The organism is Cellulomonas hominis (assembly GCF_014201095.1).
Lineage (GTDB): Bacteria > Actinomycetota > Actinomycetes > Actinomycetales > Cellulomonadaceae > Cellulomonas > Cellulomonas hominis.
Map to the genome: position 1 here is coordinate 1,619,796 of NZ_JACHDN010000001.1, position 12,586 is coordinate 1,632,381.

Annotated in this window: 8 protein-coding genes and 1 riboswitch; of the genes, 4 read left to right on the forward strand and 4 right to left on the reverse strand. The window is 75.5% G+C overall.

The genetic code is table 11. The features are described 5' to 3' along the window. Nucleotides 1-66: 66 nt before the first annotated feature. The 3 genes from lepB to HNR08_RS07665 all read right to left on the reverse strand — a co-directional run bounded on the left by lepB (nt 67) and on the right by HNR08_RS07665 (nt 2,582). Entirely contained in the window at nt 67-750 is a 684-nt protein-coding gene (gene lepB / locus HNR08_RS07655) for a signal peptidase I (RefSeq protein WP_371862378.1), read from the reverse strand. A 63-nt stretch (nt 751-813) separates the two neighbouring features. After that, nucleotides 814-1,695 carry a hypothetical protein gene (locus tag HNR08_RS07660; protein WP_146836442.1) on the reverse strand — a complete coding sequence of 294 codons (882 nt, stop codon included), beginning with the start codon at nt 1,693-1,695 and terminating at the stop codon, nt 814-816. Then, complete coding sequence (locus HNR08_RS07665; RefSeq protein WP_146836444.1) at nt 1,692-2,582, reverse strand: ATP-binding cassette domain-containing protein; 891 nt, start codon at nt 2,580-2,582, stop codon at nt 1,692-1,694. The genes HNR08_RS07660 and HNR08_RS07665 overlap by 4 nt, the downstream gene beginning before the upstream one ends. Before the next feature lie 337 nt (nt 2,583-2,919). On the opposite strand from HNR08_RS07665, the gene hrpA reads away from it, so the two are divergent. Beyond that, complete coding sequence (gene hrpA / locus HNR08_RS07670; RefSeq protein WP_146836447.1) at nt 2,920-7,302, forward strand: ATP-dependent RNA helicase HrpA; 4,383 nt, start codon at nt 2,920-2,922, stop codon at nt 7,300-7,302. A gap of 43 nt (nt 7,303-7,345) precedes the next feature. Next, nucleotides 7,346-8,842: a CU044_5270 family protein gene (locus HNR08_RS07675; protein WP_146836449.1), complete on the forward strand. Its 1,497-nt coding sequence runs from the start codon at nt 7,346-7,348 to the stop codon at nt 8,840-8,842. Between the two features lie 132 nt (nt 8,843-8,974). On the opposite strand, the gene HNR08_RS07680 is transcribed toward HNR08_RS07675, so the two are convergent. Then, entirely contained in the window at nt 8,975-10,357 is a 1,383-nt protein-coding gene (locus HNR08_RS07680) for an MFS transporter (RefSeq protein WP_146836451.1), read from the reverse strand. Between the two features lie 255 nt (nt 10,358-10,612). Here HNR08_RS07680 and HNR08_RS07685 point away from each other — a divergent pair, with 255 nt between their 5' ends. Together HNR08_RS07685 and HNR08_RS07690 are read left to right on the forward strand one after the other, a co-directional pair. Then, nucleotides 10,613-11,260: a DNA-3-methyladenine glycosylase I gene (locus HNR08_RS07685; protein WP_146836454.1), complete on the forward strand. Its 648-nt coding sequence runs from the start codon at nt 10,613-10,615 to the stop codon at nt 11,258-11,260. A gap of 167 nt (nt 11,261-11,427) precedes the next feature. Then, nucleotides 11,428-11,536: riboswitch (SAM riboswitch) on the forward strand. Beyond that, entirely contained in the window at nt 11,530-12,585 is a 1,056-nt protein-coding gene (locus HNR08_RS07690; RefSeq protein WP_146836456.1) for a methylenetetrahydrofolate reductase, read from the forward strand. Its footprint overlaps the riboswitch before it by 7 nt. The last annotated feature ends 1 nt before the right edge of the window (nt 12,586 follow it).

Here is a 12,586-nt window from a genome sequence, read left to right on the forward strand (position 1 = left end):
CCTGCGCCTCCGCCCGCCCCGCCGGGCTGGTGCGGGCTGGTACGGGCGGGTGCGGGCTGGTGCGGGTCAGGCCGGGTCAGGGACGTCCGCGAAGACCGCGCCCGGGTTGCGCAGGGCGTGCAGGCGGTCCAGCGGCCACACCGTGAGGAACGCCGTGCCGACGACGTCGTCCAACGGGAGGAACCCGCCGCCCGGGTCGCCGAGGTGCCACCGGGAGTCCCGGGAGTGCTGCCGGTTGTCGCCCATGACCCACAGCGACCCCGCCGGCACCACCTCGTCGAAGGCGATCTCGCTCGGCGACGCCCCGGCGGCGAGGTAGGGCGTCTCGTCGACCGCGACGCCGTTGACCGTGAGGGGCGCGCCGTCGCCGGTCGACACCACCCGGTCCCCCGGCAGGCCGATGACCCGCTTGATGAGGTGGTCGCCCTCGCCGGCGACCAGCCACCCGCCGGGGTCGGCGAAGACGACGACGTCGCCGCGGTGCACGTCGAACGGCCCCGGGGCGAGCTTGGTCACCAGCACCCGGTCCCCCTCGAGCAGCGCCCCGTGCATCGAGGCGCTCGGGATGAGGAAGGCCTGGGCGAGGAACGTCTGCACCACCCACGACAGGACGACCGCGGCGACCAGCACGATCGCGGTCTCCCGGAGCACGGACGCCAGCGGCCCGCGGGTGCGCCGGGCGCGCCGGGCGCCGGGCGCCGCCTCCAGGCCGGCGTCCTCGCCGACGGGTCGCGCGTCTTGGTCCGTCACCCGGTCACCGTCCCACACGACGCCCCCGCGGCGGCCGCGGTCCGGCCGCACGAACCGACGGCATCACCGCCAGACCGGGCGTCGCGCGCCCAGGACCGCCATCACCACCGACGCGACCAGGATCCCGGCGATCAGCATGTATCCGCTCCAGCCGCCGACACCGGCGAGCACGGGTTCGGGACAGCGGGGCACGTCGCACACGAAGGTGCCGCTCCGGCTCAGGTCCTCCGAACGCACGAACGCGTGGACCACCGCCCCGGGAGTGCGGAACCCCATCACCAGCACGGGCACGAGGGTCTCCACCAGCAGCACGTAGGCCAGGACCAGGACGACGACCGCCACGTCGGAGCGCAGGACCGTCCCGAGGGCCGCCCCGGCTCCGGCGGCTGCCAGGACGACCAGCCCGCCGCGGGCGAGCATGAACACCGTCCCGAGCAGGTCCACGCCGGACGTGGAACCGCGCAGCGCTGCGACCGCCAGCATCGAGGCGGTCAGCACCACGGCGAGGAGCACGGCGACGACCATCGAGGAGGCGGCCCAGACCACCACGCGAGCGGAGCAGGGAACCGCCCGGGAGGAACGCCCGGTCAAGCTCATCCGGACCGCCCCTGTCCGCCAGTCCCCGCCCACCAGCAGGGCACCACCGACGAAGGCCAGCAGCGCGAAACCGATCACGACGCCGGCCAGGTCGTGCGGGAACTGCCCGGCGAACATGTACCGGGGCTCGACGTAGGTGTGCGCCGGGACGGTCAGGTCGCCGAACATCTCCGTGAGTCGAGCAGCCTCTGCCTCGGCGTCCCGCACGGCCCGGGTGGTGTCGGCCGAGGCGGTCACGAAGCGGAGCACGACGAGCGCGAGCACGACGGCTGCCATCGCCAGCGTCGTGCCCCGGAAGGGCCGGCGACGCGGCTGGACGTCGAGCTCCGCGAGCAGGGCGGTGATCATCTGCGCACCCTCCGACCGGTCGCGGCACGCGACGCGGTGGCGTACCGCCGGTATATCCGCTCGAACAACGAGGCGTCCACCGTCGACTCCTCGATCTGCACGTGTCCGCGCAACGCAGCCACGATCCCGCTCAGCGGCTCGCCGGCGCGGACATGCACCCCCCGAGCGGTACGAGCCACGGGCAGGCCCGCCTGCGCGAGGACCTCAACGGCCAGGTGGTCGTCGCTGGTGCGCAGCACGTGTCCAGGAAGATCCAGCCCGGCAGCGGCCCGGGGCACAGGACCGTCGACCGTCACCCGGCCGTCGCGGAGGCAGGTGACCCCGTCGCAGACGAGCTCGAGCCGGGCCAGGTCGTGCGAGCAGATGAGGACGGTGCGCCCCTCGCCGCGGAGGTCCGTCAGCAGGTGCATCAGCGCCTCGACGCCGTGCGGGTCGAGGCCCGTGGTGGGCTCGTCCAGCACGATGATCGGCGAGTCGGCAACCAGGGCGGCGGCGATCGCCACCCGCTGCGCCATCCCGGTCGACAGGTGGCCGAACCGGCGTTCGAGGAACGACCCCACCCCGCACCGGTCGACAGCGCGGTCGACCGCTCCTGCCGGGGCCCGCTCCTGCCGGCGCCGGTACTCGAGGATCTGCGACACACGGAGCTCGACCGGCATCGCGGAGGAGACGAACAGCACCGTCGGCGTGCCGACGGACCGGATCACGCCCCGGCGGGCCGGGACCTGACCGGCGAGCGCGCGCATCAACGTCGTCTTCCCGGCTCCGTTGTGCCCCAGGACGGCGTGCACCGAGCCCGTGGGCACGGCGAAGCTGATGTCACGGACGAGATCGCGCCCCGCCCGGCGGACCGTGACCTCCGCGAACTCGACCGCGGGCGCCGCCATCAGCTCTCGGCCACCGCGCAGACCTGGGCCGGCAGCGCCCCCGCCCGCGCCGGACGGCGGTACTCGTGTTCCCGTCGGGTCAGGTGCATGCCGCCGAAATCTAGGCGAAGCGGTGTGCCCGGTCACCGCTCAGCGAGCGGATTGAGTGCGCCACGGACCGGTGCGTGGCGGTACGTCCGCTTCGTGCCCTCGGGACGCGGCACGCGACGGCCACGTGCGGAGGCCCTGCGTAGGTAGTCGCCAGGCGGCGGCGAACGGTCGGTCGCGGCGGCCCCGTGATCGCCCTGCGCGAATCGGGATCGCGTCCCGGGCCGCCGTGCGGTGACAATGGTGCGCCGTGACTGCCTCCGACCCCGCCTCCCCCGCGCCCGCCCCCCGGCGGCGTGGCCGGCGTCCCGGTCGGGGCCGCGGCGGCGCCTCGCGCGAGGGCGAGCAGCCCGGCCGCCGCGAGCGCCAGCAGACCCCGCAGCGCCCCTCGCGCGACGCCGGCGGCCGCACCCGCCGCCTCGCCGCTCTCGCCGACGCCCGCCGCGCGGTCGTGCTGCCGCCGGTCGTCTACCCCGAGCAGCTCCCGGTCTCGGCGCGCCGCGCGGAGATCGCCCGGGCGATCAGCGAGCACCAGGTCGTCATCGTCGCGGGCGAGACCGGCTCCGGGAAGACCACGCAGCTGCCGAAGATCGCCCTCGAGCTCGGGCGCGGCCGGGACGGTCAGATCGGCCACACGCAGCCGCGCCGGATCGCCGCCCGCACGGTCGCGGAGCGGATCGCGGACGAGCTCGGCACGTCCATCGGCGAGCTGGTCGGCTACCAGGTGCGGTTCACGGACGAGTCGTCGGACCGGACGCTGGTCAAGGTGATGACCGACGGCATCCTGCTCGCGCAGATCCAGCGCGACCCGGAGCTGCGCGCCTACGACACGCTCATCATCGACGAGGCGCACGAGCGTTCGCTGAACATCGACTTCATCCTCGGGTACCTGGCCCAGCTGCTGCCGCGGCGGCCGGAGCTCAAGGTCGTCATCACCTCCGCGACGATCGACTCCGCCCGGTTCGCCGCGCACTTCGCGAGCCCGGCGGCGCCAGACCACCCGGACGGCACCCCGGCGCCGGTCGTCGAGGTCACCGGCCGCACGTACCCGGTCGAGGTCCGGTACCGGCCGCTGTCGCCGGACCGCCCGACGGACGACCCGGACGAGGCCGACCGCCCCGCGGCCCGGGCGCCCGCCGCCCCCGGCCCCGGCCCCGCCGCCGAGGACCGCGACCTCATGACCGCCATCTGCGAGGCCGTCGACGAGCTCGCGGCCGAGGGCCCGGGCGACGTGCTGGTCTTCCTGTCCGGCGAGCGGGAGATCCGGGACGCCGAGGACGCGCTCCGCAGCCACCTCGGCCCGCGGGTGCAGGACGCCCGCCGCCCGGACGCCGTCGAGCTGCTGCCGCTGTACGGCCGGCTGTCCGCCGCCGAGCAGCACCGGGTCTTCCAGCCGCACGGCACCCGGCGGGTCGTGCTGGCCACGAACGTCGCGGAGACGTCCCTGACGGTCCCGGGCATCCGGTACGTCGTGGACCCGGGGACCGCCCGCATCTCGCGGTACTCCAAGGCCACGAAGGTGCAGCGGCTGCCGATCGAGCCGATCTCGCAGGCGTCGGCGAACCAGCGGTCCGGGCGGTGCGGGCGTGTCGCCGACGGCATCGCCATCCGGCTGTACTCCGAGGAGGACTACGCCTCGCGGCCGCGGTTCACCGAGCCGGAGATCCTGCGCACGTCGCTCGCGTCCGTGATCCTGCAGATGATCGCCGTGGGGGTGGCAGCGGGGCCGGACGACGTCGCGTCGTTCCCGTTCGTGGACCCGCCGGACGTCCGGGCGGTGCGCGACGGCGTCCAGCTGCTCACCGAGCTCGCCGCGCTGGAGGCCGGGCCGGGCGGGACCCGGCTCACCGAGACCGGCCGCGCGCTCGCGCAGCTCCCGATGGACCCGCGCCTGGCGCGGATGATCGTCGAGGGCGGGCGCCGGGGCGTCGCGCGCGAGGTGATGATCGTCGCCGCCGCCCTGTCGATCCAGGACCCGCGGGAGCGCCCCGTCGAGCAGCGCCCGCAGGCCGACCAGGCGCACGCGCGGTTCGCCGACCCGGCGTCGGACTTCCTCACCTACCTCAACCTCTGGCAGTACGTCCGGGACGCGCAGCGCGACCTGTCCGGGTCGGCCTTCCGGCGGCTCTGCCGGTCCGAGTACCTCAACTACCTGCGGCTGCGCGAGTGGCAGGACGTCGTGACGCAGCTCAAGGAGCTCGCGAAGCCGCTGGGCATCACGATGAACCCGCCGCGCCGCACCGACCGCGACCTCAGCGCGGGCTCGGCCGACCGGGAGGACCCGGCGACCGCCGCCCGCGGCTCGCTGCGGCTCGAGTGGGACGCCGACCGCATCCACGTGTCGCTGCTGTCCGGCCTGCTGTCGCAGATCGGCATGCAGGAGGCGTCGGACCTGTCGGGTGGGGCGCCGCCGCGCGGGAAGGGCGGGCGCGCGCCGGACCGCCGCGGGCGCAACGAGTACCTGGGCGCGCGCGGGGCGCGGTTCTCGATCTTCCCCGGCTCGGCGCTCGCGAAGAAGCCGCCGGCCTGGGTGATGGCGGGCGAGCTCGTCGAGACCTCGCGGCTCTGGGCGCGGGACGCCGCGCGCATCCAGCCGGAGTGGGCCGAGGACCTGGCCGCCCACCTCGTGAAGCGGTCGTACTCCGAGCCGTCGTGGTCCTCCAAGCAGGGCGCGGCCATGGCCCTGGAACGCGTCATGCTCTACGGCGTCCCGATCGTCACCGGCCGCCGGGTGCTGTTCGGCAAGGTCGACGCCGAGCACGCGCGCGAGCTGTTCATCCGGCACGCCCTGGTCGAGGGCGACTGGACCACGCACCACGCGTTCTTCGCGGAGAACCGCCGCCTGCTCGACGAGGCCGAGGACCTGGAGGCCCGGTCCCGGCGCCGCGGGCTCGTGGTGGACGACGACGCGCTGTTCGACTTCTACGACGAGCGCATCCCCGACGACGTCGTCTCCGCCCGGCACTTCGACCAGTGGTGGAAGGGCGCGCGGCGGCGGGACCCGGACCTGCTGACGTTCACGCGCGAGCTGCTGGTCGCCGACGACGCCGGGGTCGACGAGTCGTCCTTCCCGTCCACCTGGCCGCAGGCCGACCTCGCGCTGCCGCTGACCTACCAGTTCCAGCCCGGCACCGACGCCGACGGCGTGACCGTGCACGTGCCGCTGGTCGCGCTGGCCCGGGTGCAGCCCGACGGGTTCGACTGGATGGTCCCCGGCCTGCGCGAGGAGCTGGTCACCGCGACGATCCGCGCGCTGCCCAAACCGGTGCGCGTGCAGCTCGTCCCCGCCCCCGACGTGGCGCGGGACGTGGTGGCCTGGTTCGACGCGCACACCGCGTCCTGGGCGGACACCGTCCGGGCCGGGGACGCCGCGCCGTCGTTCCGGGCGACGTTCCGGCAGGCCGTGCGAGCGCTGCGCGACGTCGAGGTGCCCGAGGACGCGGTCGACGACGACCGGCTGCCGCCGCACCTGCGCATGACGTTCCGCGTGGTCGACGACCGCGGGCGTGTCGTGGACGAGGGCAAGGACCTCGCGGTCCTGCAGCGGCGGCTCGCCGCCCGGACGCAGGACGCCGTGAGCACCGCGGTGCGGTCGGCGGTGCGGGAGGCGATGTCGGACGCCGGCCCCCGGGCGGACTCGGCAGCGCAGCGCGCCGCGCCCGCCCCGCGCCCCGCCGCGCCGGCCGCGCCCGCCCGCCCCGCGGCCCTGCCCGGCTTCGACGCCGGCGACCTGACCACCTGGCCCGACGGCCTGCCGGGCGGCGAGCTCCCCGAGCGCGTCGAGACCACCGACCCCAGCGGCCTCACCGTCCGCGGCTACCCGGCCCTGGTCGAGCGCGGTCGCGGCCCCGCCGCCACGGTCGGCGTCGAGGTGCTGGCCGACGCCGGGGAGCAGGCGCTGCGGCACCGCGCCGGCCTGCGCCGCCTCCTGCTCCGCGACCTCGGCCTCGCGACCGCCCGGATCACCAGCCGGTGGAGCGGCACCCAGGCCCTCGCCCTGGCGGCCAGCCCGTACCCCAGCACCGACGCGCTGGTGTCCGACGTCCAGCTCGCGGCCGTGGACCGGCTGCTCGGCGAGCACCTGGGTGGCCGGCCCGCGACGTCCGTGCGGTCGGCGACGACGTACGCGGAGGCGCGGGCGTTCGTCCGCGACCGGCTGGAGGACGCCGCGCACCGCGTCGTCGGCGACCTCGTGACCGTGCTCGGCGCGGCCCGCGACCTCGACGCGGCCGTCCGGGGCACCCGCTCGCTCGCCCTGCTCGGCACCGTCCGGGACGTCCAGGCGCAGTCCGAGGCGCTGGTGCACGACGGGTTCGTCGCCGAGACCGGGGCCGACCGGCTTCCGCACCTCGCGCGCTACCTCCGGGCGGCCGCGCACCGCCTCGACAAGGCCGGCGCCAACCCCGCCCGGGACGAGCAGCTCGCCTGGCAGGTCCACGACCTCGAGCAGCTGCTCGGGCAGACGCGCGCCCGTGCCACGTCCCGCACCCCGGTGCCCGCGGACCTCGCGGCCCTGGACGACGCCCGCTGGATGATCGAGGAGCTGCGGGTCAGCCTGTTCGCGCAGCAGCTCGGCACGCCGGTGCCGGTGAGCGAGAAGCGCATCCGGAAGGCCCTCGCGGCGCTTGCCTGACCCGCGTCTGCAACGCTGTGCCCGCCGCGGGCATAGGAGGGGCATGGAGGACGCACAGAGCGACGCCGACCTGCTGGCCCGCGCACGGACCCACCCCGAGATCCTCGGCGTGCTGTACGAGAGACACGCGGTCGCGGTGCACCGCTACCTCAGCCGCCGCGTCGGGACCGGCCCGGCCGACGACCTGCTCGGGGAGGTCTTCCTCGCCGCGGTCGAGGCCCGCCTCCGCGTGCAGCCGCACCCCAGCGGGTCCGCGCTGCCGTGGCTGTACGGCATCGCCGGGAACGTGGTCCGCGGCCACCTGCGCCGTCGGCCCGGGTGGACGCCGGCACTCGCGGACGACGTCGACTGGGACGCCGTCGACGACCGGGTGGACGCCGTCGCCCGGCGCGGGGAGCTCCGCGCCGCCCTCGGCACCCTGAGCGTCGAGGACCGGCAGATCGTCCTGCTCGTCGCCTGGGACGGGCTCACCCCCACCGAGGCCGCCGACGCCCTGGGCATCAGCCCCGTCGCGGGCCCGCAGCCGCCTGCACCGCGCGCGCAGCCGCGCCCAGGCCGCGCTCGCCACGCTCGCACCGACCGGACAGGAGAGCCACCGATGAGCCTCGACACCCTGCTCAGCAGCACCGCCGCCACCACCGACCCCGACCCCGCCGTCCTCGCCGCGGCCCGCGCCCGGCTGGACGACCGCACCCGCACGGCGCAGACCGTGGTGCTGCTGCACCGCCGCCGCGCGCGGCGCCGCCGGCTCGGCCTGTCGCTCGCCGGGGTGGCCGCCGCCGGGGCGCTCGCCGTGGTCCCGCTCGTCGTGGACGGCACGACCCCCGAGGCCGAGGCCGCGGAGGTGCTCGTGACGGCCGGCGCGGCGGCCGCCGCCCAGCCCGACGAGGTCGGTGACGCGCCGTACTGGCACACCGTCTCCACCTGCGCGCAGGAGGGCGGGGGGCAGGACGGCACCGAGCACCGGCGGGAGGTCTGGAACGCGCGCGTCGAGCCGGGGCTGCTGCTGGACGACGCCGTCGACGCGGACCCGATCGGTCTGGGGGCGGCCCTGTTCCCCGTCGGCGGCACGACCGTCGACTGGGACGGCCTCACGACGCTGCCGACGGATCCGGTGGCCCTGCGCGCCGCGCTGCTCGACGGGCTCCCGGAGTCCTCGCGGACCGACGACGACGTGCTGTTCGACCAGATCACGGCCCTGCTCGTGGAGAGCCCGGCGTCGCCGGCGCTGCGCGGCGCGCTGTGGCAGGTCGCGTCGCAGGTCGGCGGCGTGCGGCTCGTCGGCGAGGTCACGGACGCGGCCGGCCGGCGGGGCGTGGCGCTGGAGCAGACCCTGACCGGGGGCGACGGGAGCACCGTCCGCCGCCTCGTCGTCGATCCCGACGCGGGCACGCTGCTGGAGCGGGTCGACGCGTACGACGGGCCCGGCACGGAGTCCGACCTGCGCTACCGCTCGACGTACCTCGTGCAGGGCCCGGCCGGCACCCTGCCGGTCCAGCCGCAGCTGCCGCCCGGCTGCACCACGTTCGAGCGCTGCTGACCCCGTGCCGGGCCCGGGAGCCACGCCGAGATCGGTCCTCCGCACCGAGGTCGGTCGCTGGGACGACCGATCTGGGTCGGGAGTGCCGATCTCGGCGGACGCGGGCGGTGCGCGGGGAGGGTGGGGCGGGCGTCAGCCCTCGTGCGACGCCCGGGCGTAGTCGGCGTCCTTGGTCTCCCGGGTGAGCAGCAGCGCCACGAACGTCAGCACCCCCGCGCCGGACAGGTACAGCCCGACCAGCCAGGTCCCGCCGTCAGCGAGCGCCCACAGCGCCAGCGCGACGATCGGCGCGAGCGCGGCCCCGAGGATCGACGACACGTTGTACGCGACCGCCGAGCCGGTGTACCGGACGTTCGTCGGGAACAGCTCCGGCAGCAGGGCGCCCATCGGCCCGAACGTCGCGCCCATGAGCACGAACCCGAGCACCAGGAACGCCTGCACCAGCGCGCCGGTGAACACCTGGTCCTCGCGCATCGGCAGGAACAGCGCGAACGTGAGCCCGAAGGCGATGATCAGCCCGGTGACCCACAGCAGCAGCCGGCGGCGGCCCAGGCGGTCCGCGAGCGGCCCGGCGGCCAGGGTGAACAGGCCGAAGAACACGACGCCGATGATCTGCATGAGCACGAAGTGCACGTACGGGATGCCCAGGCCGCCCGGGTCGCCGTTCTCCGGCGCCACGGCGCGGGTGCCGTAGGTCAGCGTGAAGTTCGTCATCAGGTAGAACAGCACGTAGGTCGCCAGCATGATGAACGTGCCCAGCAGGGTCTCGCGCCAGTGGAACCGCAGGGTCGTGCCGAGCGGGAGCTTCGTGAGCCGGCCCTTCTTCTCCGCGGCCGTGAACGCCTCGGACTCGACCAGCTTCAGCCGGACCCACAGGCCGATGATCACCATGACGGCCGAGAACAGGAACGGCACGCGCCAGCCCCACGACATGAACGCGGCCGAGCCCTCGCCGAGCACGCCGTTGATCACGAGGAACAGGCCGTTCGCGATGATGAAGCCGAGCGGGGCGCCGAGCTGCGGGAACGTGCCGTACCACGCGCGCTTGCCGGCGGGGGCGTTCTCGGTGGCGACCAGCGCCGCGCCGGACCACTCGCCGCCGAGCGCGAAGCCCTGCGCGAGCCGCAGCACCAGCAGCGCGACCGTCGCGGCGACCCCGATGTGGTCGAACGTCGGCAGCACGCCGATGAGGAACGTCGCGATCCCCATCGTCAGCAGCGAGTACACGAGCGTGGTCTTGCGGCCGCGGCGGTCCCCGAGGTGCCCGAAGAACACGGCGCCGATCGGCCGGGCGACCATCGCCGCGCCGAACACCGCGAAGGACGCGAGCAGCGCCGTGGTGTCGTTGCCGGTCGGGAAGAACAGCTTCGGGAACACGAGGACCGCGGCGGTCGCGTAGACGTAGAAGTCGTAGAACTCGATGGTGGTGCCGACGAGGCTCGCCGCGATGACGCGGGACGGCGAGTTCAGCGGCCGCGCGGGGGCGGCGGCGGTGGGCGCGGTGGTGGTGGGCATGCGGGTCACTCCGGTTCACGACGGTGCTGCGGCACGCCGGCCACCGACGGGGACGTCGGGTGGGGTCGGCTCGCGGGTCGGCTCGTGACGCTCGTGGGTGCTCCAGCGCGTCGTCGACCCTACGCCCCGTCTCACGTTTCAGACGGTTCCTGTCCGCATGTCGGAATCGACCGGGACTCCTCCACAGGCGCGACGGACGTGCGGGTTGTGGATGACGGGGGCCGGGTTGTGGGTGCCCTCGGGCAGAGTGTCGGCATGACCAGCAGCGACCCGACCCCCGCCGAGGCCCTCCAGCACCCCGTGTCGTCCGAGACCGCCGCGGGGCACCCGCCGGGGCGGCGCTGCTTCGGCGACGGCGACCCGCTCTACGAGCGGTACCACGACGAGGAGTGGGGCCGGCCGGTCCACGGCGAGCGGGAGCTCTACGAGCGCATGACGCTCGAGGCGTTCCAGTCCGGCCTCGCCTGGATCACGGTCCTGCGGAAGCGCGAGGGGTTCCGCGCCGCGTTCGCCGACTTCGACCCCGCGGTGGTCGCCGGGTACGACGACCACGACGTCGAGCGGCTGATGGGCGACGCCGGGATCATCCGCAACCGCGCGAAGATCACCGCCGCGATCGCGAACGCCCAGGCGCTGCTGGACCTGCACGGGCGCGGCGGGTCGCTGGACGCGGTGTTCTGGTCGCACGCGCCGGACCCGGGGGCGCGGCCCCGACCCCGCACGTTCGCCGACGTCCCGGCGCGGACGCCCGAGTCGATCGCCCTCGCGAAGGAGCTGAAGCGGCTGGGCTTCCGGTTCGTCGGGCCGACGACCGCCTACGCGGCGATGCAGGCCTGCGGGATGGTGGACGACCACCTGGCGGACTGCCCGGTGGTGCTGGCCGGCGTGCGCCCGACCGCCTAGGCCGGGATCGCCGCGGACGAGTGCGTCGAGCACCCCGACGCCGTCCCGGAGGCCGCCCGGCCGGCCTGCCGAGGACGCCCCGCCGGGGGCGACCCCGGGGACCGCGGGTCGTTCCATGACGCATCAGGGGCACTGGACGCACCCGCCCGCTGGCCCTACTGTGGCCACACCCATCCAGAGCGACCGAGAGACCTGGCTCGTCGACGTCGCAGCAACCCCCCTCCTCGCGGAGGGTGCGGGTGCTTCCGCCAGGATCGATGGAGCGAGCGATGAGCAGCACCGGCGCACGCGTCCCCGCCGAGGGGGCCGCACCCGCGACCGACCACGTCACCGACGGCCTCGGTGCCGTGGACCGACCCACCGTGTCCTTCGAGCTGTTCCCCCCGCGGAACCCAGAGGCGGCCCCGCGGCTGTGGACCACGGTCGAGCGGCTCGCGGCCGCGCGCCCGGACTTCGTGTCCGTGACCTACGGCGCCTCCGGCAGCACGCGCAGCACGACCCGGGCCCTGGTCCGGCGGCTGCTCCGCGAGACCTCGCTGACCCCGATCGCGCACCTGACCTGCGTCGCCACGTCCCGCGACGACCTGGCCCGTACCGTCGAGGAGTTCCTCGACGAGGGCGTCCGGGCGTTCCTCGCCCTGCGCGGCGACCCGCCCGCCGACGGCTCCTGGGCCCCGCACCCGGACGGGCTGCCGACCGCCAGCGCCCTGGTCGCCCTGCTGCGCGAGGTCGAGGCCCGCCGGTGCGCGTCGAGCCCGGCGCAGGCGGTGCGCGCGGCGACGCGGCCGCTGTCCGTGGCGGTCGCCGCGTTCCCCCGGGGCAACGCCGGCTCGGGCAGCACCCGCGAGCAGGACGTCGCGGCCCTGCTGTCCAAGCAGCGCGCGGGCGCCGACTTCGCGATCACCCAGGTGTTCTACGACGTCGAGTCGTACTGCGAGCTCGTCACGCTGGCCCGCGACGCCGGGGTCACCATCCCGATCGTGCCCGGGATCATCCCGATGACGGACCCGTCGCGGCTCCGCCGCGTGCAGCAGCTCACCGGCGTGCCGGTGCCGCAGGCGGTGCTCGACGTGCTGGACGCGTTCGACCCGGACGACCCCGCGGACGCGGCCCGCCGCCTGCGCGCCGGCACCCGGCTGGGCGTCGACCTGGTGAACGGCGTCCTCGACGGCGGTGCCCCCGGCGTGCACCTCTACACGTTCAACCAGCACGGCCCGGCCCTCGACCTGCTCGAGGGCGCCGGCCTGGGCGGCGACGCCCCGCGGACGCACAGCCAGGTGACGTCCGCCCCCACGACCACCCCGACCCCCGTTCCGACCAGCTGAG